This window comes from Streptomyces herbicida, from assembly GCF_032656585.1.
Taxonomy (GTDB): Bacteria; Actinomycetota; Actinomycetes; order Streptomycetales; family Streptomycetaceae; genus Streptomyces; species Streptomyces herbicida.
Window position 1 is genome coordinate 244,490 of sequence record NZ_JAUYWJ010000004.1, and the last position, 25,862, is coordinate 270,351.

At 71.5% G+C, this 25,862-nt stretch carries 20 protein-coding genes and 2 pseudogenes; 7 read left to right on the plus strand and 15 right to left on the minus strand.

Features of this window, described 5'->3' with window-relative positions:
• Window positions 1–31: 31 nt before the first annotated feature.
• Genes Q8A52_RS10810 through Q8A52_RS10830 form a run of 5 tightly spaced genes read left to right on the plus strand, consistent with a single transcriptional unit; the run spans window position 32 to window position 3,948 of the window.
• Window positions 32–913, plus strand: a complete 882-nt coding sequence (locus Q8A52_RS10810) for an ABC transporter permease (RefSeq protein ID WP_408649190.1) — start codon at window positions 32–34, stop codon at window positions 911–913.
• Window positions 910–1,902, plus strand: coding sequence for an ABC transporter permease (locus Q8A52_RS10815; RefSeq protein ID WP_316750510.1), 993 nt, complete (start codon window positions 910–912; stop codon window positions 1,900–1,902). Before Q8A52_RS10810 ends, Q8A52_RS10815 begins: the two co-directional genes overlap by 4 nt.
• Complete coding sequence (locus Q8A52_RS10820) at window positions 1,899–2,720, plus strand: ABC transporter ATP-binding protein (protein ID WP_408649183.1); 822 nt, start codon at window positions 1,899–1,901, stop codon at window positions 2,718–2,720. Before Q8A52_RS10815 ends, Q8A52_RS10820 begins: the two co-directional genes overlap by 4 nt.
• Window positions 2,721–2,725: 5 nt before the next feature.
• Complete coding sequence (locus tag Q8A52_RS10825; protein ID WP_316751016.1) at window positions 2,726–3,736, plus strand: ABC transporter ATP-binding protein; 1,011 nt, start codon at window positions 2,726–2,728, stop codon at window positions 3,734–3,736.
• Window positions 3,733–3,948, plus strand: a complete 216-nt coding sequence (locus tag Q8A52_RS10830) for a hypothetical protein (protein ID WP_316750513.1) — start codon at window positions 3,733–3,735, stop codon at window positions 3,946–3,948. The genes Q8A52_RS10825 and Q8A52_RS10830 overlap by 4 nt, the downstream gene beginning before the upstream one ends.
• Here the strand turns inward: Q8A52_RS10830 and Q8A52_RS10835 are convergent.
• Window positions 3,897–4,862 (minus strand): LysR family transcriptional regulator, encoded by a 966-nt coding sequence (locus tag Q8A52_RS10835; RefSeq protein ID WP_316750515.1) that lies wholly within the window; start codon window positions 4,860–4,862, stop codon window positions 3,897–3,899. The genes Q8A52_RS10830 and Q8A52_RS10835 overlap by 52 nt on opposite strands.
• A 128-nt stretch (window positions 4,863–4,990) precedes the next feature.
• Between Q8A52_RS10835 and Q8A52_RS10840 the strand changes: the two are divergent.
• Window positions 4,991–5,317, plus strand: a pseudogene (locus Q8A52_RS10840) (FAD-dependent oxidoreductase); the annotation flags it as partial.
• A gap of 240 nt (window positions 5,318–5,557) precedes the next feature.
• Here the strand turns inward: Q8A52_RS10840 and Q8A52_RS10845 are convergent.
• Window positions 5,558–6,697 (minus strand): ABC transporter substrate-binding protein, encoded by a 1,140-nt coding sequence (locus Q8A52_RS10845; protein WP_408649191.1) that lies wholly within the window; start codon window positions 6,695–6,697, stop codon window positions 5,558–5,560.
• 296 nt (window positions 6,698–6,993) lie between these two features.
• Window positions 6,994–9,774 (minus strand): SpoIIE family protein phosphatase, encoded by a 2,781-nt coding sequence (locus Q8A52_RS10850; protein ID WP_408649184.1) that lies wholly within the window; start codon window positions 9,772–9,774, stop codon window positions 6,994–6,996.
• 343 nt (window positions 9,775–10,117) lie between these two features.
• Here Q8A52_RS10850 and Q8A52_RS10855 point away from each other — a divergent pair.
• A pseudogene (locus Q8A52_RS10855) lies at window positions 10,118–10,380 on the plus strand (fumarylacetoacetate hydrolase family protein); the annotation flags it as partial.
• Between the two features lie 312 nt (window positions 10,381–10,692).
• Here Q8A52_RS10855 and Q8A52_RS10860 read toward each other — a convergent pair.
• From Q8A52_RS10860 to Q8A52_RS10915, 12 genes are all read right to left on the minus strand, one after another.
• Window positions 10,693–11,535 carry an alpha/beta fold hydrolase gene (locus Q8A52_RS10860; RefSeq protein WP_316750519.1) on the minus strand — a complete coding sequence of 281 codons (843 nt, stop codon included), beginning with the start codon at window positions 11,533–11,535 and terminating at the stop codon, window positions 10,693–10,695.
• A gap of 8 nt (window positions 11,536–11,543) precedes the next feature.
• A complete protein-coding gene (locus Q8A52_RS10865) occupies window positions 11,544–12,272 on the minus strand; it encodes a spheroidene monooxygenase (protein ID WP_316750521.1) in 729 nt (242 codons plus the stop codon).
• The gene (locus Q8A52_RS10870) at window positions 12,272–13,702 is read right to left on the minus strand and encodes a flavin monoamine oxidase family protein (RefSeq protein WP_316750524.1); all 1,431 of its coding nucleotides are present in this window, start codon (window positions 13,700–13,702) and stop codon (window positions 12,272–12,274) included. Before Q8A52_RS10870 ends, Q8A52_RS10865 begins: the two co-directional genes overlap by 1 nt.
• Window positions 13,703–13,742: 40 nt before the next feature.
• Window positions 13,743–15,446, minus strand: a complete 1,704-nt coding sequence (locus Q8A52_RS10875) for a class I adenylate-forming enzyme family protein (RefSeq protein ID WP_316750526.1) — start codon at window positions 15,444–15,446, stop codon at window positions 13,743–13,745.
• Between the two features lie 5 nt (window positions 15,447–15,451).
• The gene (locus Q8A52_RS10880; RefSeq protein WP_316750528.1) at window positions 15,452–16,759 is read right to left on the minus strand and encodes a flavin-containing monooxygenase; all 1,308 of its coding nucleotides are present in this window, start codon (window positions 16,757–16,759) and stop codon (window positions 15,452–15,454) included.
• The gene (locus Q8A52_RS10885; protein ID WP_316750530.1) at window positions 16,756–17,163 is read right to left on the minus strand and encodes a hypothetical protein; all 408 of its coding nucleotides are present in this window, start codon (window positions 17,161–17,163) and stop codon (window positions 16,756–16,758) included. The genes Q8A52_RS10880 and Q8A52_RS10885 overlap by 4 nt, the downstream gene beginning before the upstream one ends.
• A 27-nt stretch (window positions 17,164–17,190) precedes the next feature.
• Window positions 17,191–18,330: a saccharopine dehydrogenase family protein gene (locus Q8A52_RS10890; RefSeq protein WP_316750532.1), complete on the minus strand. Its 1,140-nt coding sequence runs from the start codon at window positions 18,328–18,330 to the stop codon at window positions 17,191–17,193.
• Window positions 18,323–19,747, minus strand: coding sequence for a flavin monoamine oxidase family protein (locus Q8A52_RS10895; protein ID WP_316750533.1), 1,425 nt, complete (start codon window positions 19,745–19,747; stop codon window positions 18,323–18,325). The genes Q8A52_RS10890 and Q8A52_RS10895 overlap by 8 nt, the downstream gene beginning before the upstream one ends.
• Window positions 19,728–21,197: an NAD(P)/FAD-dependent oxidoreductase gene (locus Q8A52_RS10900; RefSeq protein WP_316750535.1), complete on the minus strand. Its 1,470-nt coding sequence runs from the start codon at window positions 21,195–21,197 to the stop codon at window positions 19,728–19,730. The genes Q8A52_RS10895 and Q8A52_RS10900 overlap by 20 nt, the downstream gene beginning before the upstream one ends.
• Before the next feature lie 3 nt (window positions 21,198–21,200).
• Window positions 21,201–22,802: an aldehyde dehydrogenase family protein gene (locus Q8A52_RS10905; RefSeq protein WP_316750537.1), complete on the minus strand. Its 1,602-nt coding sequence runs from the start codon at window positions 22,800–22,802 to the stop codon at window positions 21,201–21,203.
• On the minus strand, window positions 22,799–24,157 hold the full coding sequence (locus tag Q8A52_RS10910; RefSeq protein ID WP_316750539.1) for a TrpB-like pyridoxal phosphate-dependent enzyme: 1,359 nt from the start codon (window positions 24,155–24,157) through the stop codon (window positions 22,799–22,801). Before Q8A52_RS10910 ends, Q8A52_RS10905 begins: the two co-directional genes overlap by 4 nt.
• A gap of 76 nt (window positions 24,158–24,233) precedes the next feature.
• Window positions 24,234–25,835, minus strand: coding sequence for an MFS transporter (locus Q8A52_RS10915; protein ID WP_316750541.1), 1,602 nt, complete (start codon window positions 25,833–25,835; stop codon window positions 24,234–24,236).
• Window positions 25,836–25,862 lie beyond the last annotated feature (27 nt).

The window sequence follows — 25,862 nt, forward strand, 5'->3', positions numbered from 1 at the left end:
CGCCGTGCCGAGCCGCGGCGGACCCCGAGAGATGTCCCTGCTACGCCGGCTGCTGGCACAGCGCTCCGCGACAGTCGCGCTGACGGTGGTCGTACTCCTGGTGCTGATCGCCCTCGCGGCCCCGCTGATCACCTGGGCCGCCGGCACGTCTGCGACCGAGTTCCACTCCGACGCGGTGGACCCGGCGCTCGGCGGACTGCCGCGCGGCACGGGAGGCGGGATCAGCGCCGAGCACTGGCTGGGCGTCGAGCCCGGCAGCGGCCGGGACATCCTCGCCCGTGCCGTCTACGGCGCCCGGGTCTCCCTGCTGATCGCCCTGCTCGCCACCGTTGTATCGGTGTCGCTCGGAACGGCGCTCGGGCTGGCCGCCGGGTTCTTCGGCGGCTGGACCGATGCCGTGGTCGGCAGGCTGATGGACCTGCTGATGTCCTTTCCCGCCCTGATCTTCATGATCGCACTGATCTCCGCGGCGCCGGGCGTGAACCGGCAGCTGCTGCTGGTCGTCGTGCTCGGCTTCTTCGGCTGGCCGTACGTCGGGCGGATCGTGCGTGGGCAGGCGATGGTGCTGGCCCGCGGGGAGTTCGTGGCGGCGGCCCGGGTGCTGGGCGCCTCCCGGCTCGCCCTGCTGGTGCGGGAGGTGCTGCCCAACCTGAGCGGGCCGATCCTCGTGGTGGCGACCATGTCGATCCCCGGCTATGTCGCCACGGAGGCGGGCCTGTCCTTCCTCGGTATCGGGGTGCGCCCGCCGACCCCCTCATGGGGCCAGATGATCGCCTCCGCGGTGCCGTGGTACGCCGCCGACCCCGTCTACTTCCTCGTCCCAGGCGCCTTCCTCTTCGTCACCGTGCTCGCCTTCAATGTGCTGGGCGACGCGGTACGGGACGCGCTCGACCCCCGGAGCCGTCGGCGATGATCCTCTACGTCCTGCGCAGGCTGGCGGCGACGGCGGCGATCCTGCTGGTGATCTGCGCGGCCACCTTCGCGATCTTCTATCTGATGCCCGCCGACCCGGCCCAGGGCGCCTGCGGCAAGGCGTGCAGCCCGGAGCGGATCGCCGAGATCCGCACCACGCTCGGCCTGAACCACTCGGTGTTCGTGCAGTTCCGCGACTATCTCGTCGGCATCGTGTCCGGTCGCACGTACGGCATGGGCCCGCAGGCCGTGCACTGCCCTGCTCCGTGCCTGGGATTCAGCTTCCAGACCGATCAGCCGGTGTGGCTGATGCTCACGGACCGGCTGCCGGTCAGCATCTCCATCGCCATGGGCGCGGCGGTGCTGTGGCTGATCGTCGGCGTCACGGCCGGGGTGATCTCCGCGCTGCGCCGGGGCAGCCTGTGGGACCGGGCGGCGATGACGGCCGCGCTCGGCGGTGTCTCGCTGCCGGTCTACTTCACCGCTCTGGTGCTGCAGTACGTGCTCGTCGTCAAGCTCGGTCTGCTGCCCTATCCGCAGGCGATCCCGCTCACCGCGGATCCGGTCGGCTGGGCGGAGACCATGGTCATGCCCTGGATCACCCTGGCGATGCTCTACGCCGGCATCTACGCACGGATCACCCGCGGCGAGATGCTCGACAGCCTCGGCCAGAACTACGTCCGCACCGCCCGCGCCAAGGGCCTGCCCGAGCCGACCGTGCTGCGCCGCCATGCGCTGCGGCCGGCCCTGATGCCCATCGTGACGATCTTCGGCATGGACCTCGGCGCGCTGCTCGGCGGCGCCCTCATCACCGAATCGGTCTTCGGCCTGCCCGGCGTGGGAAAGCTCGCGGCCGATGCGATCAACAGCGCCGACCAGCCGGTGATCCTCGGGGTGACGCTGTTCGCCGCGGGATTCGTCGTGCTCGCCAACGTCGCGGTGGACCTGGTCTACGCGCTCCTGGACCCGAGAGTGAGGGCCGTGGGATGACCCTGCTGACCGTACGTGATCTGACCGTGGGCTTCGCGGGCGGCGTACGCGCCGTCGACGGCCTCGATCTGGACCTGGCCGCCGGGGCGGTGCTCGGCGTGGTCGGCGAGTCGGGCAGCGGCAAGTCCGTCACCAGCCTGGCCATCATGGGCCTCCTGCCCGATGCCCGGATCACCGGTGAAGTCCACTTCGACGGACAGCAGTTGAGCAGCCTTGGCCAGCGGCCACTGCGCCGGCTGCGCGGCGACCGCGTCGCGATGATCTTCCAGGATCCGCTGTCCTGCCTGAACCCCTACTACCCGGTGGGCTTCCAGATCGCCGAGGCCTACCGCGCGCACCGCCGGGCCGGGCGCCGCGAGGGGCACCGGGTCGCGGTACGGATGCTGGACCGGGTCGGCATCCCCGAGCCCGAGCGGCGCGCCCGCGCGTACCCGCACGAGTTCTCCGGCGGCATGCGCCAGCGCGTGATGATCGCGATGGCCCTGTGTCTGGAGCCGGACCTGCTCATCGCCGACGAACCGACCACCGCGCTCGACGTGACCGTGCAGGCCCAGATCCTGGATCTGCTGCGGGAGCTACGGGAGCGGTCCGGCACCGCCATCATGCTCATCACCCATGACATGGGCGTGGTCGCGGGACTCGCCGACGAGGTCGTCGTGATGTACGGCGGCCGCGCGGTCGAACGGGGCACGGTCCGCGACGTGTTCTACCGGCCGCGCGACGCCTACACCAAGGGCCTGCTCGCCTGCGTACCCCGCGTCGACGGGCCGCTGCCCCATCGGCTGCCCACCTTGTCGGCACCGGAGGTGACGGCGTGAACAGCATGAACGCACCGCTGCTCGAAGCGCGCGACCTCGTCAAGCAGTTCCCCGTACGACACGGCCTGACTCGGCGGCTCGCCGGACATGTCAGGGCGGTCGACGGTGTGTCGTTGCGCGTGGACGCGGGGGAGACGCTGGGTCTGGTCGGCGAGTCGGGCTGCGGCAAGTCCACGGTCGCCCGGTTGCTGACTCGGCTCACCGAGCCCACATCGGGCACGATCCGCGTGGCCGGAAGCGAACTGACCACGCTGGACGAGCAGTTGATGAGGTCAGTGCGCCGCGACCTGCAAATGATCTTCCAGGATCCCTTCTCCTCGCTCAACCCCCGCCAGACCGTCCGACAGATCCTGACGGCCCCGTATCGCTACCAGGGGCTGACCCCCGACGAACCGGTGGAAGAGCTGCTTCAGCGGGTGGGCCTGCGGCCGGAGCACGCCGCCCGCTACCCCCACGAGTTCTCCGGCGGCCAGGCGCAGCGCATCGGGATCGCCCGGGCGCTGGCGCTGCGGCCGAGACTGGTGGTGTGCGACGAGCCCGTCTCGGCGCTCGACGTGTCGGTGCAGGCGCAGATCCTCAACCTGCTCAAGGACCTGCGGCAGGAGTACGGGCTCGCCTACGTGTTCATCGCGCACGACCTCGGCGCGGTCCGCCAGATCAGCACCCGGGTCGCCGTGATGTACCTGGGCACGGTCGTGGAAACGGCCGACCGGGACAGTCTCTACGGCAGCGCCGCGCACCCGTACACCCACGCCCTGCTCTCCGCCGTACCGCTGCCCGACCCGGACGCCGAGCGGACCCGCGAGCGGATCGTCCTGAGCGGCGACCTGCCCAGTCCGCTCGATCCGCCCAGCGGCTGTCCGTTCCGCACCCGTTGCCCGAAGGCGGCCGACCCGTGCGCCACCGAACGGCCCGCGCTGCGCGTGATCGCCCCGGGCCATGAGGTCGCCTGTCACTACCCCGAGCCGCTGACCCGGCCGGCGTCCGCGCCGGTCGCCGAGGAAAGGACCGCATGAGCCGTACCTGTCACCTGCCCGGTCTCGCCGTGACCGATCACGCGTTCACCGTGCCGCTCGACCACGCCGACCCTGCGGGTGCCTCGGTCCAGGTGTTCGCCCGGGAACTGACCGACCCGGCCCGCGTCGGCGAGCGACTTGATGGCCCTCGCGCGGCGGCTCACTCCGGCAGGCGCAGCGACTCCGGCCGGCGCCTTCGCCACCGGGTGTAGGCCGGTGCGGCGGCACAGGTGGCGAGATACCCCTCGGCCACCCTGCGGACGATCCCGTCGCCGTGTGCCGCCAGCGGTCCGTCGCAGCGCCAGCCGAGTACATGGCGGTACCAGAGCGGATTGCCGGCGAGAGGACGCACCGCGACGCCGGGCACCTCGATGAAGGTCGCCTGGCAGAGGCTGACGGCCAGGCCCGCACGCACGATGTCGATCAGCTGCCGGCCTTCCGCCTCGTAGGGTGCGTGCGGCTGACAGCCCGTCCGGGAGAAGACGGACGCCCAGTACTCCCGGGTTCGGTCACTGTCCGGGTGCGGCATGGCCCAGTCCTCCCCGATGAGTTCGCCCAGGCTCACCTCCTCGCGGCCGGCCATCGGATGGGTGGACGGAAGCAGGGCGAAGACGGGCTCGGTGACGACCGGGCGCAGGACGACTCCCGCGCGCGGCAGGAGTTCGTGGCCGGGGTTGTCGCCGAGGACCGCCGCCTCCAGGCGGCCCGCCGCGAGGTCGTCCAGCAGGGGCGACGGGGAGTACTGGCAACGGGTCGTCACCTCCGATCCGGGAATCAACTCCCTTGTTGCCACTATGAGATCGGCCAGCAGCGGTGCGCCCACCGATCCCAGGCGGACGTGGCCGGGGGCGGTTTTGCAGTGGGCGGCGCGGGCGGTGTCGGCCAGTAGGCCGTCGATGCCCGGCAGGATGGCCCTCGCCCGGGTGAGTACCAGTTCGCCCAACGCGGTGGGCTCGGCACCGGTCTGCCCGCGGTCGAAGATCGGCCCGCCCAGCATGGCTTCGATGCGCCGTAGTTGGGCGCTGAGTCCCGGCTGTGTCATACGCAGCGACGCGGCGGCACGGGTCAGACTGCCGGCCTCCGCGATCGCGCAGATCACTCGCAAGTGCCGTACCTCTAGATCCATGGCGCGGATGGTAAGGAGCGGAGGGGCCTACCGGCAGGGGGCGGGACGTCACGGTCCCAGATGAAATGTCACAAGTGACCTCAGGAGTTATGGGGTTGGAACCCTTTGCGGGATCAGTGCAATGTGAAATGGTACTGCGGCCCATGGGCAACTCGTCAGACGTCATCGTCGTCGGAGCGGGAATGGTCGGCGCGGCCTGCGCCTACTACGCCACCCGTGCCGGTCTCTCGGTCACGATGGTCGATCGTGGCGCTGTTGCCGGTGGGACCACTGGCGCCGGGGAGGGAGACCTCCTGTTGTCCGACAAGGAACCCGGTCCCCGAGCTCGCGCGCAAAGGCGAGGCCGACAAGGAGCCGGCCGGGCCGTGATGGAGCTCTCGATGCGACTGCGGCGCACCGGTCCATACCCTGACCTGGAGGAATGGAGGCAGGCCGAGACGGTTGTCCGTGCCGTGGCCCGTGCTGTTCCGGATCTTGGGCCGGGCTGTCCACGCTGGTGGGCCTCCCTGCGAAGGTGGGGCCGACAGCACCGATCAGGCGTCAGGGCGGCGTTCGCAGCCGGTCACTCACGCGGCAGACGATTGGTCTTACCGGTCGTCTCCCGTCGTCCGGCTCACCTCTGCTCAACCGGACGCGCCCGGTCCGAGTCGGTGCCCGTTCACTGCACACCTGATGGGCGACGAGGACCGTCCCAGCTAGCCGGAGACGGCCTTCGCCCAGCCCTGGTTGACCGTCTTCCTCGCCTTCTCCAGTTGCGCGTCCGTCGGGAACTGCGGTGTTCCCTCAACCGTCGGCAGTCGTGCAGCGGCGGCCTTGTCGAGGGTGCCGTCCCGCCTCATGGCGTCCATGAGCACTGGGCGGGCAAAGGCGCGCAGCCGGAGGTTCTGGCCCTCTGGGCTGAAGAGGTACTCCTGCCACAGCCGGGCGGCCGCCGGGTGCGGGGCGTTCTTGTTGATCGCCAGCGCGAAATACTGGGCGAAGCTGCCGTCGAAGGGGATCGCGACCTGCCAGTTCACGCCCTTGTCGCGGAGCTGTTCGGCGTAGTGGAGGTTGATGTAGTCCCAGTTGATGCTGATGGGGGTCCGGCCGTCCTCGACCGTCGCCGAGTTGGAATTGAGGGGGTTGAAGTTGCCGTTCCTCTTGAGTTCGGCGAAGAAGTCGAGACCGGGCTGGATGTTGTCGAACGATCCGCCATTCGCCAGCGCGGCCGCGTAGACGCTGTCGAAGGCGGTCGCCGACCGGGGCGGGTCGCCTTCGAGCGCGACCATGCCCTTGTGATCGGGCTTCAGAAGATCGGCGAAGGTTGCCGGGCAGACTTTGACCCGGTTGGCGTCGCAGCCGATGGAGATGTAGCCCCCGTAGTTGTTGTACCAGCGGGCCTTCGTGTCCTTCTGATCACCGGGGATCGCATCGTAAGCGGCTACCTTGTACGGCGCGAGCAGATTCCGCGCAGCGGCTTTCCGCGCGAACGTATTGCCCACGTCGATCACGTCAGGTGCTGTCGGCCGGTTCCCGCTTTTCCTCAGGGCGTCGATCTCGTCCTCGCTGTGGCCCAGCGGATCCTCGACCGTGACCTTGATCCGGTACTTCTTCTCGAAGCCGTTGATCAGGCCGCCGTAGTTGGCCCAGTCACGGGGCAGCGCGATCGCTCTGAGCGTGCCCTCCTGTTTCGCTGCGGAGACCAGTGCGCGCATGCCGCCCACGTCATCGGCGGACATGGCTACTGACGGCTTCGCGAGTGTGGCGGTCGGTGTGTTCTCGCAAGCGCTCAGGCCCAGTGCCACGAGAGCGAAGCAGCCGAAAACCGCCGCTGCTCGGGCACACGGTGTGGTCACGACTGCTCCCCGAGCTCGGGGTGTGAGGTGGTCACCTCGAGCGGCTGCCAGCAGCACCGGGTCCGGAGGGGCGAGCCTTCCGCTGTGCCTCCCGGCTTCCTCTGGTCCACTGCGCCGACGAAGTGGTCATAGAGGCCAGGGTACCGGCCGCCTCGATGGCGGAACGTGGTCCGGAAGCGTGCGATCAGCATCTTTACCCGGCTGGATCAGGGTTCCGTACGCCCCGAGCCCCAGCCGCACCCATGCGGGCACCTGGGCATGCGCGAGGATAGAGTGATGGGACGTACGCGCTCACCTCACAGTGCCGTGTCGTCCCATTGGCCGAGCAGGATCTCGCCGAGTCCTTCCGTCTCCGGCGTGGCGCCGTGGCGCAGGGATTGTTCGGCCCAGATGACTTTGCCGGTGGGCGTGTAGCGGGTCCCCCAGCGTTCGGTGAAGCGGGCGACCAGGAAGAGTCCGCGGCCGCCTTCGTCGGTGACCTTCGCCAAGCGCAGCCGCGGCGAGGTGCTGCTGCCGTCGGAGACCTCGAAGATCAGGGTGCCCGCGGCGGCGCTGCTGATCGGCACCGTGCGGAGCAGCCGGACGGCGATGGGCTCGGCGCCGTAGCGAATGGCGTTGGTGAGCAGCTCACTGAGGACGAGTTCGGCGGTGAAGCCGACCTGCTCCAGCCCCCACTCCGTCAGCCGGCGGGCGCAGGCGGTGCGCACCGGGGCCACCGCCGCCGGGTCACGGGGCACGTCCCACTCGGCAACCTGCTCCGGTCCGAGTCGGTGCGTGCGGGCCACCAGCAGCGCGATGTCATCTCTTGGCCGGGTGGACAGCATGGCCTCCACCACCGCCGCGCAGGTGGCCTCCGGCGTGAGGCTCGGCCCTGTCAGAGCTTCGCGCAGGGCCTCCAGACCGAGGTCCAGGTCTCGGACCCGGTCCTCGATCAGTCCGTCGGTGTAAAGCACCAGTCGGGAACCCTCGGGCACGGTGAGCTCGGCGGTCTCGACAGGCAGGCCGGCTCCGAGTCCCAGTGGCGGGGAGACGGGCAGCTGAGGGAAGTCGACGGTCCCGTCGGGCCGGACCACCGCCGGTCCCGGATGGCCGGCGGTGGCGACGGCCAGCCGCCCGGAGGTGGGGTCGTAGACGGCGTATTGGCAGGTCGCCCCGGTGATCATCCCCGGCCCGTCCTCCGCGGCGACCTCCTCGGCGTCGATCTGCGCCACCAGCTCGTCGAGCCGGCCCAGCAGCTCCTCCACGGGCATGTCCAGGCCGGCGAAGTTGCGCACGGCGGTGCGCAGCCGGCCCATGGTCGCCGAGGCGTGCAGACCGTGGCCGACGACATCGCCTACGACCAGTGCCACCCGCGTACCGGACAGCGGGATGACGTCGAACCAGTCCCCGCCCACCCCGCTTTCGGCCGGCAGGTAGCGGTAGGCCACGTCGAGGGCGGACTGCTCGGGCAGCGTGTGTGGCAGCAGGCTGTGCTGCAGGGTGACGGCCATGGCGTGTTCGCGGGTGTAGCGGCGGGCGTTGTCGATGGACACCGCTGCCCGGGCGGCCAACTCCTCGGCGAAGGACACGTCCTCGTCCTCGAACGACCCGGAGCCCTTCGCACGCCAGAACTCCACCACTCCCAGCACCACACCGCGGGCTCGCAAGGGAACCACGAGCATGGAGTGGATGCCGTGATCGAGAATCCGCCGAGCCTGTTCGGGTTGCTGGGCCCGCCAGCCGTCGGAGGCGCTCAGGTCCCCGACCAGGATCGGTCGGCCCTCGGTCATCGCCGTGGCGACTGGGTGGGCCGGGACGAAGCGGATCAGCTCGCGGACGGGGTGGAGGGGATGGTCCGCGTCGAGACCGGCGACGGCGCTGCGGCGCAGCTCGGTGATCCCGGCGGCCGCACCGGAGGTTTCCTCGCCTCGCAGGACCGGGTCCAGCAGATCGACGGTGACGACGTCGGCGAATCGGGTCGCCGCCACCTCGGCCAGTTCCTCGGCCGTGCGCTTCACATCGAGCGTCGTGCCGATCCGCAGCCCGGCGTCGTAGAGCGACTGCAACCGTCCGCGGGCCACCTCCGCCCGGCCGGAGAGGGCCCGCAGCTCGGTGGTGTCCCGGAGCGTGACCACGCTGCTGACCGGTCCGTGAGGTGCGGTGAGCCGCTTGCTGACCGCGAGCAGCCGGTCGGCCGCCAGGTACACCTCGTCGGTGGCGGGGCGGTCGGAGGCCAGCAGCCCGGCGAGGTCCTCATCCAGCCCCAGCTGGGTGATGTCTCGCCGCTCCGCGTCCGCCGGCAGGTCCAGGAGCCGTCGTGCCTCGTCGTTGGCCAGCAGCAGCCGGCCGTCACCGCCGACGATCAGTACTCCTTCCCGCACCGCGTGCAGCACCGCGTCGTGGTGCTCGTACATCCGGGTCATCTCGGTCGGCCCCAGCCCGTGGGTCTGCCGTCGCAACCGTCGGCTCGCCAGGCCCGATCCGCCTGCGGCGACGACAAGGGCCATGGCGGCGCCGCCGAAGAGGACCGGCAGCTGCATGTTCAGCCTGTGCTGCACCTTCTCCACCGTGACGGGCACGGCGACGATGGCGACGACCGAGCCGTCAGGCCCCCTGACGGGGACCGCCGAGATCACGGACAGCCCCAGGGACCCCTGGAAGGTACTCGTGAAGGGCTTGCCCGTCGCCGCCTTCGCGTAAGGCCCGATGATGCGTTTCCCGATCTGATGCGGGTCGCTGTGGGTGAGAGTGATCCCGTTCAGCCCGTACACGATGATGGCGTCGACGCCAGCGGCCTTCCGGGCCGCCTCCGCGGGCGGCTCCAGCACCGCGGTCGGGTTCGCGCTGTTCAGCGCCGGCACGATCCCCGGGGAGTGCGCGAACGTCTGCGCCGCGGTGAGCGTCCGGTGGCGGGCGTCCGCCATGATGTCGCGTCGTGCCTGCACCACGAGGGCCACCAGGGTGGCGGCGACGAGCAGCACCACGATCGCCAGCTCGAGCAGGAAGACCTGGCCGGCGAGGCTGTGCACGCTCAGCAGCGAGCCCGACCGCCACGCCCCTCCCCCCTGACGGGGCCGACCGGGCCGATGAGTCCTCATGGATGCATCAGGCGTATCACGTCCAGATTGACCCGAAACTTCCCTCATGCAACCTTTCTATCGTCTGTGGGTGGCTGACCACCAAGCGGCCGAGACGGACCGGTCCTTCGCGACCTTCAACTCGGCAACCAGGGAGGCGAGGCGACGGGTCAGTGTGAGGCCTCGAACACCTGGCGACAGCTGACCGGACATGCGAAACGATGTAGCCTCCGGAGACCGCCCTTGACCTGCAGAAGCAGGCAGGGAGCAGACGAATCGGGAGTTTCCTCGTGCTTCCTGCCATGTTCAAGTCCAAGATCTAGCGTTTGGGTGTTTCTGCAGCCGGCGTGGCGAATGCTCGCTGGTGGGATTCGAAGAATCCGTGGAGGGCGTACGGCGGTCCGTGGACGGGGCGGACGGGTGCCGGAGCGGTGGTACGCGGCCCCGACGTTCTACTTCGGCAACGCCTACGCGGTGTACGGCCCACACATGGACGTCCCCATGCTCCCAGGATCGGACATGTTCGACTTCGAACTGGAAGTCGCCGCCGTGATGGGACAGGAGGGCCGCGACCTCATCCCCGAGCAGGCCCGCGACCACATCGTCGGCTGCACGATCCTCGACGACGGCGTTGTCACGTTGTCGGGTCCGCGCGGGCCTGATGGCGTGCCAGGGCGTGGTCGGCTCGAGTGTCATCCTGGGGCAGGCTGTTGCGGCCGTGCCGGCGATTTCGGTGACGTGGTCCCGCAAGCCCAGGTCGGTGGCGGGGCGTTCGGGTCGCCGATGGTGCTGATCGTCAGGAACAGGGTGGCTGCCTCGGCAGAGTTCGGATGGGAGAGCGGGAGCGCTTCCGGCGCGCTCACGCGCTGTCCCGACGTACCGAGAACCCTTTGGTGACATCCAGGATCTTCCGCCCCGGCCGGCGCCCGTCGGCGCTGGTCAGGCGCGGGTGAACGCCCGGATGGCCTGGGCCAGGGCGGCGGGCTGGTCCAAGGGCAGCAAGGAGTAGCTGTCCGGCACCTCCACGAGCCGTCCCTGGGGCAGGGCCGCGGCCAGGCGGCGCCCGTGGTCGGCGGGCATCACGCGGTCCTTCTCGGCCCAGACGACCAGGGCGGGCCGGTCGAAGGAGGGCAGCCGTTCGGCGGCCTCGAGCAGGGCCGTGCGGTGGGCGGAGATGCCCCGCAGCACCCGGACCGTGTCGCGGCGGATCGCCGGCAGCTTCAGGACGGGCCGCAGCCAGCCGGCGGTGACGGCGTCGCCGCGTTTGGTCAGCCAGCCGAAGGCGATCGGGAGCCGGCGGACCGGCTTGAGCCGCATCTGCTGCATGAACGCGCCGAACAACGCGGGTGGCAGCTTGCCGGTGAGGACGACGGTCCTGCCGGTCAGGCCGGGCGGGAAGTTGTCGTAGGCGTCGCAGGAGACGAGGACGATCCCGCCGAGGCGGTCGTCGAGTTCGCCGAGCATCAGCTGGACGAGGGCGCCGCCGGTGTCGTTGCCGACCAGGGTGACGTTCTTGAGGTCGAGCCGCTCCAGGAACTGGGCGACGAGGCGGGCGAGGCCCTGCGGGGAGAGGTCGGCGCCCTCGGGCATCGGCAGGGTGTGGGCGCCCAGCGGGAGCACGGGCACGACGCAACGGTGGTCGGCGCGCAGTTCGTCGACGACGCCCTCCCACAGCGAGGCGTCCATGAGCAGCCCGTGCAGGAGGACGAGGACCGGGCCGTCGCCTCCGGTGTCCTCGTACTCGATGGTTCCGGCCGGCAGCTCGACCGTGTACGTCGCCATGTCGCTCCTCATGCCTTCGTCGCCGGTTCGGTGCGGCCGAGCGGGTCTCGCCCGTTCCACTGGCCTTCGGTCGCGTAGGGGCGCAACCGTACGAACAGTGTCTCGTGGTGGAACTCCTTGTCCTGGTGCTTCTTCATCGCCTCCAGATGGCCTCCCGGGTAGGAGCCGACGGTGTACTGGCGCATCTCGCGTGCGTTGCGCCACAGGGAGAGCGTGGCCACGCGGCCGGGCGGCCGCAACAGGGACGTTCCGGCCAGGAACCCCGGGTGGCGCTGGGCCTCGCGTTCGGCGGGGCCGGCGGCCGAGGCGAACGGGGCAAAGCGGTTCATGCGCACCCGGGCCATGGTGAGGACGGCGACCGGATCGTCGTCGGTGGGCTTCTCCTGGCGCGGCAGGTCGGGCAGGCCGGGCCAGGCACCCACAGTGCGCACCGGCTCGAAGCGGGCGTTCCAGCCCTTGCGGTAGACCTGCGCGGTCGGGTGGGACAGGTACCGGTCGAGGGACTGGTCGTCGTCCCAGGCGGCGATCAGGGCCACGCCGGTGACCTTGGCCGAGGGGAGGGCGCCGGTGCGCAGCGGGCTCATCAGCCAGGTCTGGGCGTAGCGCAGCCCTTCGATCGCGGCCGGTGCGGGCGCCGAGCGCAGTGCGTTGAGCGCCTGGCCGACCCCGACCTCGGCGAGGTGCACCGACATCAGGGCGACCCGGTCGTAGACGGGGAACTGGGGTACCTCGGACATCAGTTGACGCCTTTCGCCTGGAGGGGTGTCGCCGGAAGGAGGCGCTCGGGGCGTTCACCGGCGTCCGCGGCGATGATCTCGGTCGCCGCTCTGCGGCCGGAGTAGATCGCGCCGGACATCGAGCCGAACTCGTGGGGCACGCTCTCCGCGCCGGCCCAGTGGATGCGGCCGACGGCCTCGCGCAGCGCAGGCCCGTACGCGGTGTAGAGGCCGGGCGGGGCGTAGGCGTGGTAGCAGCCGCGGGTGTAGGGCTCGGCCATCCAGTTCTGCTCGATGAGTTCGTAGGGCCGTCCGGCGCGTGGTCCGAAGTAGCGGGCGAGTTCGCCGAGGACCACGGCTCGGCGTCCTTCGGCTGACAGCTGGGCCAGGCGGCGGGCGGGCGGGCCGGTGACGAAGGCGGCCAGGACGCCGGGGGTGCCGTCGGGCGGGCAGCTGTCGATGGTGGCGCGGACGGGGCTGCGGGGGCTTATCACCATGCCGGTGAGGCCGTCGGCGCGCCAGAACGGCTCGTCGTAGAGGGCGAGGTACTTGATCGCCGAGCCCATCGTCATGCGCTGGCTGAGCTGGTCGCGGTAGGCGGGCAGCGGTGGGTCGTAGTCGATGCGGTCGGCGAGCGGGACCGGCACGGCCATCACCACGCGGCTGCCGACGGCCTCGAATCCGTCGCCGGTGACGGTGACCTTGTTGCCGGCATGGCGGATGCGGCGTACGGCGGCGTTGACGTACGTCGTATCGGCGACGCTCTCGGCGAGGCGCAGGACCAGGCCGTGTGAGCCGCCGTCGAAACGGTTCTCCAGGACGCCTCCGGTGACCTGGGTCATGGCGCGGAAGCCGCCGGTGCCGTTGGCGTAGTTGAGGACGTGCAGGAGGGAGACGTCGGCGGGGGCGGCGGCCAGGCCCGCCTCGATCATCAAGCCCATGAGGGCACGTCCGCCGCGGGTGCGCAGGTTGCGGCGCGTCCAGGAGTGCATGGTCTGGCGGTCCCACTGGGCCGCGCGCGGGGCCTGCCAGGGGGCGTCCTGGGGGACCTCGCGGCGCATCCGCTCGATGCGCAGGGCGGCCTGGGCGAAGTCGACCAGGGTGGCAGGGCCGACCTTGGGAGCCATGCCCTTCCAGCGTGCGATGCGGCCGCCGTCGTCGATCAGCCGGTGTCCCTCGTCGTAGACCCTGTGGGAGCCGATGCCGACCGAGCGGCCGGTGCGGGCGCTGATCGAGTCGGGCTGTCCGTTGAACTCGCAGCCCAGCTCGACGATCTTGCCGTCCCCGATCGGCCGGCTCAGCGAGCGGCCGCCGAGGCGGGGGCGGGCTTCGAGCAGCGCCACGGTCTTGCCGGCCTGCTTCAGTTCACGCGCGGCCGTGACGCCCGCGAAGCCCGCGCCTACGACGATGACGTCGGCCTCGATCCGTGGGTTCTCGCTGATGTCGTGCACTGCATTGACTCCTCAGGTCCTCGGGTCCTTCGTGCGGGGCTCAGGCGCCGTCGCGCAGGACGATCTCGGGGGACACGGGCGCGGGACGACCGTTCTTGATCATTTCGGTGAGGAGGTAGCGCCGGGCCTTGACCGTCGCGGTCCGGCGCAGGTCCTGCGGCGAGACCTCGAAGGGCTCGGCCAGCCCGGTGAGGCCCGCCGACGCGCTCTTCCAGGCGAGCGGGTCCAGGGTCTTGCCGTCGCGCATGCAGATCACCGGCACCGGCCGGCCCTCGCCGTCGGGGACGACGACGATCTCCTCGGCGTCGGGGATCCGGCCCATGAGGACGTCCTCGAGCCACAGGCAGCTGTCCACGCCGTCGATGCGGTCGGCGACCCGGTCGAGGATCTCAAGTTGGCCCCAGCGGCCGCGACGGCCCCAGTCGCCGGTGTCGAACCACCTGCCGTGCCGGCGCTCGGAGAACTTCTCCGGGGTGCCGACGAACGACAGAGCCCGGGCGCGGGTGCGGGCCTGGATCATCCCCGGCTGAGACTGCGAGCTGCGCCGCCTGCCGGTGGCCGGGTCTGCGATGCGGGCGCGTACGCCGGGCACCTCCCAGCCGACGCTGCGCGAGTCGCGGCCGCCGAGCCGGGCGGCGGAGCGCCGGGTGTACGGACGCACGGAGACCACCTGGGTCTCGGTCATGCCGTAGCACTGCCACCACAGCGGCATGGTGCGGGTCGAGGTGTTCAGGAAGCGGCGGATGGTGCGCGGGTGGATGGCGTCGAAGGTGTTGATGAAGACGCGGATGCCGGCGAACGGCTGCGCGGGGTCGTCGAGGAGGCGTTCCCAGCCGACGTAGGCGTTGGGGTGGGCCTCCAGGATCGTGGGGCGGTGCCGTTGCAGCAGGCGGACCATGGTCTCGTCGTCGGGACGGCCGATGCCGAGCAGCGGGGTACCGCGGGAGAACGCGGCCTGCTGGGTGATCGCACCGCGGACGTGGACGTGCGAGATGGCGCTGGCGAACAGCTCGTTGTCGTTGTGCAGGAACGGGAAGACGGACTCCATGAACGCCGAGAACGACACCGCCTTCGCGGAGGTCTCCGCCAGTTTCGACACGCCCGTCGTGCTCGACGTGTGGGTGATCATCATCGGGTCCTCGTCCTTGAGGGGCGCCGGCGCGGGCACCGCGCCGCCCCACAGGTCTTCGACCGGGACGCCGCCGTCGATGTCGGCGACGGCCCGGACGCCGAGGGCGTCGAGCCTGGCCCGGTCCAGGCGCGCGTACGCGGCGGTCTGCGGATCGGTGACCAGGTACCGGGCCTGGAGGCGTTCCAGGAGGATGTTGAGGATGTCGGGGTCGAGGCCGGCGGACAGCAGTGCGGGGATCGCGCCGATCCGGGCGGCGGCCCAGGCGAGCGCCTGGACGTCGTAGTTCGGGGTCTTGAGGATCACGACCCGGTCCCAGCGCCTGACGCCGGCCGCCGTGAGGACGGCGGAGAACTGCTCCACCAGGTGGGCGAACTCGACGTAGTCCAGTGCGGTGCGCTGCTCGGGGTCCCAGGCGAAGGGCTGGTCGAGGAGGAGCGGGACGCGGCCGTGGCGCTCGGCGGCGAGTTCGGCCATGAGCCCGACGTTGACCGGCTTGAGCAGGGCGACGCGGCGCGGTTCGAACTGGCCGCGCAGGACCTTGCCGAGGGTGGTGCGCCGGACGGAGCCGCTCGGTTGCGCGCCGGGCCCCCGGGGCTTTCGGGTCTGGAGCATGACTGTCAGTCCTTCCTCGCGCGTTCGGCGGTCATGAGCCGCTCGTATTCCTGCGGATCCACCAGGAGGTGCCCGGAAGAGTCGTAGAACCGTTTGTCCTGGCGGCGCCGCGCGTGCCGGATCCGGGCCCACATCTGCTCGCGCGGCGGGAGCCGGACGGCGCCGCTGAGCAGGTCGCCGACCCAGTCGGACTGGGCCTCGGCGAGCGGCATCAGCGCGGTCATCGAGTGCAGCAGGCCGATGAAGTAGAGGCCCTCGGTCTGCGGGGGCACGACCTGGTGGTAGAGCGGGGGCGCGTCGTCGCCGTCGCCCACGTGCTCCCGGTCGAGGAACGGGTAGGAGATCCGGTACCCGGTGCAGTGGACGATCGCGTCCGCCTCGACGGTCTGTCCGTCGGCGAAGCGCAGCTTGCGGTCCTCGGCGGCCACGATCACCGGGCGGGGCGTGATCCGTCCGTGCACGATCGCCGGGAGGAGTTCGCTGCTGGCCACCAGGGGGCCCTGGCCGACCTGGTAGGGGGGTGCGGGCAGACCGTACTGGGTCATGTCGCCGTGGACGAGCTTGAGCATCAGCTTCACCAGCGGGCGGCGCTGCTCGACGGACAGCTTCTTCATCAGCGGCGAGAGCCGGTCGATCGGGCGGCCCTCGAGGATCTTGGGGACGACGTAGTGGCCGGTGCGCACGGACAGAGAGGTGGTCTCGGCGACCCGGGAGATCTCGGTGGCGATGTCGGCGGCGGTCGCGCCGAGGCCGAGGACGACGACCCGTTTCCCCTCGAGGCCAGCGGGCCCGCGGTAGTCCATGGAGTGCAGCTGCTCGCCGGTGAACTCCCCGTCGAAACAGCCGTACACGGGCTCGCCGTGGCGTCCGCCGGAGGCGACGAGGACGGCGCGGTAGTGGTGCACGGAGCAGTCGCCGAGGGTCACGTTCCAGCCGCCGCCGGGGGCGGGGGCGGCTCGGGTCACCTCGGTGTCGAAGCGGATGTGCTCGCGCAGGCCGAAACGGTCGGCGTAGGCGTCCAGGTAACGGGCCACCTGGGTGTGGTGGGGGTAGTCCGGGCAGTCGTCGGGCATCGGGAAGCTCGGGTACTGCATGACCGTCTTGGAGGTGTTCGCGTGCAGCGACGGGTAGGCGCAGCTGCGGGCGTCGTCGGCGTCCCGGTCGTCTGCGGGCGGGTCCGTGGGGTAGCGCCACAGGCCGCCGATCGCGGAGCCGCGCTCGTAGCAGTCGAAGGGGATGTCGCGCAGGACCAGGGCGCGGGCCATGGCGATGCCCGCGGAACCGGCCCCGATGACGCAGACCCGTTCGGTCACCGCTCCTCCTCCCGGCGTCCGGTCCGCAGGCCGGCCACGCCGATCGCGGTGGCGGCGAGCGCGGCGAGGGTGTCGACGGTCGCCGAGGAGGCCTTCTTGCCGGTCCGCAGCCCCATCAGCCCGGCCGCCGTGTCCAGTGCGTCACAGACGACGCCGGCCTGGAACCACAGGCGCCGCGCCCGGCCCCTGCTGAGCAGCAGACCGCCGGCCATGGCCAGGTTGCGGGCCGCGAACAGGCGCACCAGGTAGGCCCCTTCGGCGTCGTCCCTGATGGCGAAGGTCTTCGTGCCGAGCGTCGGGGCGAGGAACGCGGCGCCGCCGACGGCGCGCAGGGCGACCAGGAGGAGCGCGGCGGTCCTGCCGTCCGTGCCGTGGTCGGGGTCGATGTCCGGCTTCGTGTCCATGGCGTGTGGTTCCTCTCGTGGGCGGGGTCAGGGTTCCTGGGTGAAGCCGGTCGTGCGGACCTGGACAAGGGCCTGCCGCAGCAGGTCGAAGTCGCCCTTGGGGTGCGCGGACTGCTCCGGGTAGGAGACGCCGGCCGGCAGGCGGGCGCCGAGGACCTGCTCGGCGGCCCAGGCGGCGCCCACAGCGCTCAGGTGCGCCTGGCCGCGCGGGTCCAGCAGATCGACCGAGACGGTCCGGCCATGGCCGCGTCCGGTGACCGTGAGTCCGGCGAAGTCCCCCGTGCCGGTCCGCTCCAGAAGGGCGGAGCGAACGGTGCGCAGGGCTGGGCGGGCGAGGGCGCGCAACGTCCCGGACCGCTTGAGACCGACCAGGGCGCGCAGGGACGCCGGGCTCTGCAGCGCCATGCGGGTCTGGACCGTCGGGACGCCGAGGGTGACGGGCACCGTGGTCTGCTCCAGCGTGCCCACCAGCGCGGCGGGGCGTTCGGCGCCGTCCGCGCAGCGCACCCGGCGCGTGTCCGTCATGGGCTGCACGGGAGTACGTCGGCCGTCGCGCATCGGGTAGTAGGGCCAGGCCAGCCGCTCGCCGAAGCCCCAGGAGTCGGGGCCGACCCGGTCGTCGGAGGATGCCAGGACGACGATGTCCACCTGGTCGGCGGCGCCGCCGAGTTCGCGTATCGCGGCGGCGGCCATGAGGGCGGCGAGTCCGGCGAACCAGCTGCCCGACAACAGGACAGCGGCCGTGGGCCGTTCGCGGGCCGCGGCCACGCAGACGTCGAGGACGTCGGCGTTTCCGGCCCGGTGGATGTCCGCGAGGGGGATACCGAGGCGCATCGCGTCGGCGACGAGGTGGCCCTGCCCGTCGCTGACCGCCGCGAGGATCGCGGCCGGCCGCTCGGGCAGCGCCGCCAGCGGACGCGGCCGGCCGACGTCGACGGCGACGGCCTGCGCCCCGAGCGAGGAGGCGAGCTCCTTCGCCCGCCCCGGGTTGCGGCCCCCGATCAGCAGCCGCAGCCCGGGATCGCGCTGCCGCAGCAGCCGCGCCGCCTGGGCGCCCACGAGTCCGTATCCGCCGATGACGAGCAGTGCGCCGCGGTCGGCGGCGGCCCCGCCCTCGTGGGGCGCGCCGGCAGACGCGAGCGGGGCGCGGGCGGGGTGGTCAGCCACGGCCCACCGCGCCCAGGATCGCCGCGCCGGGGTCGCGGTCGCCGACGGCGCGGGCGAAGAGCTCGCGGGCTGCGCGCAGGCCGGAGTCGACGGCGCCGCCCATGGAGCCCATCTGGTGGACGCCGGTCTCGGTGCCGGCCCAGTGGATGCGGCCGATGGGGGCGCGCAGGGCGGGGCCGTAGGACGTGTAGACACCGGGCGGTGCGAAGCCGTGGTAGCAGCCTCGGGTGAACTCCTCGTCCAGCCAGTTCTGTTCGACGAAGTCGGCGGGCTTGGCGGCGCGCGGGCCCAGGGCGCGGGCCAGCGCGCCGACGACGGCCGTGCGCCGTTCCGGCTTGGGCAGGCGGGTCAGCCTGCGGGCCGCCGAGCCGGTGACGAAGGCGGACAGCACGCCCGGGCTGCCGTCGGGCGGCGAGGTGTCCAGGGCGACCCGGAAGGGGCCGTCGCTGGTGGTTACCTGGCCGCTGAAGCCGTCGGCCCGCCAGAACGGCTCGTCGTAGATCGCGAGGCACTTGAGCGCGGCGCCGGCCGGCATGCGCTGGGTGAGCTGGTCGCGGTAGCCAGGCAGGGCGGGTGCGTACTCGATGCGGCTGGAGAGGGTCAGCGGGACGGCGACGACCGCCCAGCGGGCCCGTGTCTCGAAGCCGGGGCCCGAGACGATCACCGAGTCGGCGCGCTGTTCGATGCGGCGGACGACCGCGCCGAGGCGGACCTCGTCGGTCAGGGTTTGCGCGAGCCTCTGCGGGATGCTGTGCGCGCCGCCCTCGAATCGGTAGCGCTGGATGCCGCGGCTGATCTCCAGGAGGTAGCGGAACCCGCCCGAGGCGCTGGCGTAGTACAGCACGTGCAGCAGTGACAGGTCGGAGGGCGAGGCGCAGTACGCGGCCTCCGTCACCATCGACAGGAACTCGCGAGCGGTCGGTGTCGCCACGTTGCGCCGGCACCAGGACCAGAACGTCTGGCTGTCCAGTGCCTTCGCGTCCGGCGCCAGCCACGGCGCCTCGGGAGGGACGGTGCGCGAGAGCCGCTCGATGCGCAGGACGGCCTGGCCGAAGTCGGCGAGCGTGGTCGGTGCGAGCTTCCAAGGGAACAGTCCGGTGTACGCGTGCCGGCGGCCGCCCACGAAGCTGAGCCGGCGTCCGTGGTCGTAGGTGCGGAATCCCTGCACGCCGAGCGAGCGGCCGGTCTCGGCGATCAGGGTGCTCTTGTCGCCGAAGTACTCGCCGCCGAGGTCGGCCGTCTTCCCGTCGCCCAGGTCGAGGCCCTTGAGCCGACCGCCCACCCGGTCGCGGGCCTCCAGCAGGCGTACGGTCCAGCCGGCCGACGCCAGTTCGCGGGCCGCGGTCAGACCGGCGAGGCCGGCGCCGACCACGACGACATCGGCCTCCGCCCGGGGCTCATCCGTTATGTGCCGCATCCGCGGTCTCCCTCTGGTCCGGTCGTGCTGTACGGGGTGTCCGGGCGACCGGCGGGGCCGTCAGGTCGGACGAGGCGAGCGCCGGGCGTCGGTTGATCCACCGACGGCGCGGCTCTCGGGCGAGTAGCCCGAGGGTCTCCTTGAGCAGCGGGCCGCGAGGCTGGGAACCGGCCACCAGGCGGCGGGCGGTCGCCAGGCCCATGTCGCGCAGCGGGAACACGTCGTAGTAGCGCGAGCGATGGCTGAACAGGTCGAAGAATCGGTCGAGTTGGCCGCGTTCGTGCAGGCGCCGGAGCGCCTCGGGGACGGCGCCGGGCAGCGGGCCGGCCTCGCCCAGGGTGGTCGCGAGCCAGTAGTGGCCCTCGAAGCGGCGGTCGCGCCAGACGCCCCAGCGGCGCAGCGTCTCGTCCGCGCCGCCGTGGCCCGACCCGTCGAGGGAGGCGACGATCGCCGGGGCGAGCGCCTCCACCTGGAGGAAGGCGTCGCCGATGCCGCGACCGGCCGACGGGTCCTTGAAGTGACCGGCGTCGCCGACGAGCACCCAGCCCGGTCCGGAGGCCTGGCGGAGGTAGCCGTCGAACTTGACGATGCCGGAGATCTTCTGCGCGATGCGGGCGCCTGCCAGCGCCTTGGCGGTGGGCTCGCAGACCCGCATGTGGGCGAGGAGCCCGGCCTCGGTCTCGCGCCGGAAGTAGTCGCGCTCGTGCTGCTCGGGCGAGACGCCGACGAGGTACAGCCCGTTGTCGGCGGGGCCGGCCCACACCATGCGGTCGCCCCAGCGGTGGAAGACGAACAGGTCGTCGTAGGCGGGGTCGGCTCCCTCGAAGAAGGTGAAGTAGTAGGAGCGCTGGTTGTGGTTCACGTTGTACTTGTGGGAGCCGCACATGTAGGCGACGGTCGAGGCGCGGCCGTCGGCGCCGACGACCAAGGGCGCGTGCAGCCGGGTCGTGACGCCCCCCTTCTCGGCGCGCACGCCGCAGACCCGGCCGCGGTGCCACAGCACCTCGACGACCCGGGTCCCCATCCGCAGGTCCGCGCCGGACTCGGCGGCGGCGTCGGCGAGGATCGCGTCGAGCAGGTGGCGCTGGAGGAAGGCGGCGCCGCCGGGGTCGTCGAAGGCCAGCGGGAAGGGGGCGTGCACCCGGAAGTCGCCGAGCCGGGTGTCGGTGTGCTTCATGAAGCGCACGCCGGTCTTCTCGACCGGCCCGAGCACGCCGAGCCGGCTGAGGAAGCTCAGTCCGTCCGCTTCCAGGAGGTGCGAGGACAGCGTCGGCCTCGGGAAGGTCGCCTGCTCGAGCACGACCACCTTCAGTCCGGCGCGCGCGAGCAGCGTGGCGAGCGGTGAGCCGGCGCAGCGGGCGCCCACGATGATGACGTCGAAGTGCTCGACGGCTGCGGGGCCCCCCGGGGTGCTCGGGTCCGTGCTGGTGCTCGAGCCGTTGACGGCCATGGGTCAGCCCTGTGCCCTCTCCCCTGAGGCCAGGACCCGCGGGTCCAGCGGCCTCGGGTCGCCGTCGCCCCAGGAGACGCCCTGCAGGTGGGAGGTGCGCAGCCCGGCGTAGTTGAGCTCGCCGTAGGGGCCGCCGGTGCGGCCGGTGCCGCCGTGGGTGGACAGGATCGCATTGAAGCCGATGTGCGAGTCGTTGACCTTCAGCAGCCCGCCGTTGGTGACGCCGTCGGCGAAGCGGCGAGCCAGGCGCGGGTCGCCCGTCCACATCGAGTTGCGCAATCCGTAGACGTTGTCGTCGAGGAACTCGACGACCCGGTCGAAGAGCTGGTCGTCCGGGGCAGCCTCGGGCACGACCAGCGGGATGAGCGGGAAGAAGGTCTCCTCGCGGACGAGGGAGAGGCCGCCCGCGCGGGCGAGGCCCTCGACGCGGACCACGGTCGGCTCGCAGAACATGCCGCGCGTCGACGGCGCGCCGTGCACGTCCACCCGGGCGCCGCCGCACAGCAGCTCGGCGCCGGCCTCGCGGGCCTCGGCGATGAAGTCGAAGAACTTGTCGACCTTCAGCACAGGGCTGAGAAGGATCTCCGGGTCCTCGGGGAAGCCGGGGCGCAGCTTGCGGACGCGTTCCACGAACAGCTCGGTGAAGTCATCGGCGATCTCGGGGTGCAGGACGGCGTACTTGGGGACCATGCAGATCTGGCTGGAGCCGTAGAAGCACTCCTCCAGGGCGCGGGCTGCGGCTTCGAGGTCGGCGTCGCGCCAGACGACGAAGCCGTCGTTTCCCGCGAGTTCCAGTACGGCCTTCTTGCCGTTCTTCAGGCACTCCTCGCCGAGTTTGAGACCGGCGTCGCTGTCGCCGAAGAACAGGATGTCGTCGACGAGCGGGCTGGTGACCCAGCTGCGCAGGATGCCGCCCGCGTTGCCGCAGACCACGTTGAGAGTGCCGGGCGGGGCGCCGTGCCGTTCCAGGATCGGGGCGAGCAGGTCGCGGAAGAGGAACATCACGCTGAGCGGGGAGGAACGGGGCGCCTTGACGACGATCGCGTTGCCCGCGAGCAGGGCGAACACGCCCATCGTGGAGTTCGAGCCTGCCGCGTTCTGCGGTGGGTTGACGCACACGACGCCGTCGGGTTTGCGGACGAGTTCGAGGTGCTTGCCCTCCACTTCGAAGCACTGGTGCAGCTGGCTCTCGTACCAGCGGATCGTCGCCTCGTCGGTGCCCCGCAGCATGCCGCTGACCTCCCACTGGGCGAGCCGGCGGGGGTGGCCTTCGGCGATCAGGATGTCGATCATCTCGTCGGCGCGGGCGGCCAGCGCCTCGTTGAAGTCCAGGACGATCCTGCTGCGGGTCTCCTGCGGGAGCAGCCGGTAGACGCGGCTCGCCCGGCGGGCCGCCTCGAGCGCGCTGTCGCTGTCGGCGACGGTGCCGACCGCGCAGCGCGCCACGACGTCGTCCGTGACCTCGGTGATCCGGCCGAGCTCCAGCCCCCGTTTGAGGTTGAAGGCGCTGTCGACGTCGCGCAGCATCGCGGAGGCGCGCACGACGTACGTCCAGCGCTGCCCGTCGACGTCCTTGCCGTCGATGTACTGCGGGTAGGACCTCATGACGCCAGCCCCTCCAAGCTCGGGGCGGTGAAGTCCTCCTGCTCGACGTCGCGCAGCAGGCCCGCGTTGTAGCGGCCGTACGCCTCGAGGTCGAGGAGACCGTGACCGCTGTAGCAGAACACGATGGTGGCCTCGCGGCCCGTGCGCTTGCAGTCGAGGGCCTTGTCGATGACGGCGCGGATGGCGTGCGCGCTCTCGGGGGCGGGCAGGTAGCCCTGCAGCCGGGCGAAGGTCGTCGCGGCCTCGAACACCTGCGTCTGCGGGTAGGCGGCGGCCTCCAGCAGGCCCTCGTGCCGCATCAGGCCGACCAGCGGGGCGCAGCCGTGGTAGCGCAGGCCGCCGGCGTGGATGGGTGGCGGCACGAAGTCGTGGCCGAGGGTGTAGGTGTAGACGCCCGGGCCGCGTCCGCCGGCGTCGGCCCAGTCGAGGCGGTACTCGCCGTGGGTGAGGGGGGCGCAGGCCTCCGGCTCGGCGGCGAGGATCTCGATGTCCGCGCCGTTGAGCTTGTCCTCCAGGAACGGCATGGCGAAGCCGCCCAGGTTGGAGCCGCAGCCCACGGAGGCGATCAGGTAGTCGGGGCTGCGGCCGATCTCGGCGAGCTGCTCGCGCACCTCCTGGCCGATCACGGTGTGGTGCAGCAGGCAGTGGTTGGAGAAGGCGCCGACGGCGAGCCGGGTGCCCGCGTCGGCGTCGACGAGTTCCAGGGCCTCGCTGACGGCGGTGGCCTCGCTGCCCGGGTGGTTGGGCGAGTCGGCGAGCAGCTTGCGGCCGAAGGCGGTGGTGTCCCCGGGGCTCGGCAGCACGGTGGCGCCGTAGGTCTCCATCAGATGGCGGCGGTAGGGCTTCTGGTGGAAACTGGCCCGCACCATGAAGACGGTGAGGTCGATGCCCATCAGCTGGCAGGCGAGGGCGAGGGCGCTGCCCCACTGGCCGGCGCCGGTGTCGGTGACCAGCCGGGTGTGGCCGTCGCGCTTGGCATAATAGGCCTGCGCGATGGCCGAGTTGAGTTTGTGGCTGCCGGTGGGCGCGGTCGCCTCGTACTTGAACCAGATCTGCGCCGGGGTGCCCAGCTCCCGCTCCAGCGCCACGGCACGAACCAGCGGGGTGGGCCGCCACAGCTTGTAGGCGTCGCGCACCGGCTCGGGGATCGTGATCCAGCGTTCGAGGGAGCTCTCCTGCGCGGCCATGGCCTTGACGAAGAGGCGCTCAAGCCACTCCTGCGTGACCGGCTTTCCGGTGGCGTTGTCGATGTAGCGCTCGGGAATCCGGGGCAGATCCGGAATCACGTTGTACCAGCGGGTCGGGATGCGGTCGATCGGAAGGTCGACGCGATCGGATATGCCCTGGTGCTTCATGCGGGGCTCCCCCAGAGAACGTGGTGCACTCGGATGAACTGAATGGATGAGAGACGTGACGGCGTCCGACGGGCCGTCAGGAGGGCGTGCGGACGCCGGAGCCGGCGCGCTGCACGTCGTCGTCGGGCAGCTCCGGCGGGATGCCGGTGAGGGCGCTCTCGTGCAGGTCCTTGTTGCGCAGGAACGCGACCGCGATGAGCGCGGCGGCGAACGCGACGACCGCGCACAGCGTCATGGCCTGGTGGAACCCCTCGGTGAACGCGTGGCGCCCGTCCGCGAGGACCTGGTCGTGCAGGGCCGGCCCCGCCGACCGGGCGGCGGGCTCGATGGCGCCGGCGCTGACCGCCGACGCGACCTCGTGGCTCTTGTCGCCGAGGCTCGCGGCGGCGCCGGACCGCGCGAAGGAGTCGGCCACCCGGTTCTCGAAGAACGCGCCGACGACCGCGATGCCGAGAGCGGTCCCCACCTGCTGGAACGTCTCGTTGATCCCGGAGGCCACGCCCGCCTTGGCCGGTTCGGCGACGCCGATGGCGAGCGCCGCCCGGGTCGGCTGGAACAGCCCGAAGGCCGCGCCGGTCACGACCAGGCTGGGCACGAGGGCCGTCCAGGAGTCGTCGGCGCCGCTGCGGTGGGTGAGCAGCAGAGAGACGGCGAGGGCGAGCTGTGAGACGCCCATGATGATCCGGAAGGGGACCTTGTCGGTCAGTCCGCCGGTCAGCGCGCCGAAGACGAACATGCCCAGCGACAGCGGCAGGAACCGCAGGCCCGCCTCCCAGGCCGAGCTGCCGAGGACGCTCTGCAGGTACGAGGTCTCGATGAAGATCGGCGGGAGTCCGGCGGCGTTGGCGAGGAAGGTGACCGCGCACAGCCCGACGAAGGTCCGGTTGCGGAACATCCTCAGGTCCATCATGGCGTTCTCGCCGCGGGCCCGCGCCAGGGCCAGAAAGACGATCAGACAGAGCGCTGCGACGGTGTACAGCCCGAGGTTGCTCGCCGAGTGCCAGCCGTCGGTGTTGCCCCGGATGATCGCCAGGACCAGCGCGGCGAGGGAGACGGTGAACACCGTCATTCCGGCGAAGTCCGGGGCGGCGCTGCCCGCCAGCCGCGACTCGCGCAGCCGGCGCAGGGCGACCAGCAGGGTGACGACGCCGACCGGGACGTTCAGGAAGAAGATCCAGCGCCAGCCCGGCCCGCTGGTCAGGGCGCCGCCGATCAGCGGCCCGGTGGCGGCCGCGATGCCCACCGCGGCGCCGAAGACGCTGAACGCGGCGGCGCGTTCCTTGCCGTGAAACTCGTGGCCGAGCAGCGCGGGACCCACCGCGAACATGATCGCCGCACCGACGCCCTGCACTCCTCGGCTGACGTTCAGCACCTCGATGGAGTCGGCGAGGCCACAGGCCAGCGAGGCGACCGTGAAGACGACCAGGCCGACGAGGAAGACCGTCTTGCGGCCGCGGCGGTCGGCGAGGGAGCCGGAGATGACGAGAAAGGCGGCGAGGGTGAGCGCGTAGGCGTCGAACACCCACTGCATCTCGGTGAAGCTCGCGTGCAGGGCCCCCCTGATGCCGGGGAGCGCCACGGAGACGACGCTCAGGTCGAGCATGAGCATGAACGTGCCGACGGATACCACCGCGAGGGTCCACCAGCGCAGTGCGTTCGGTGGGCGGAGCGTGGTCATGCTGCCTCCAGCGAGGGGGACGGAGCG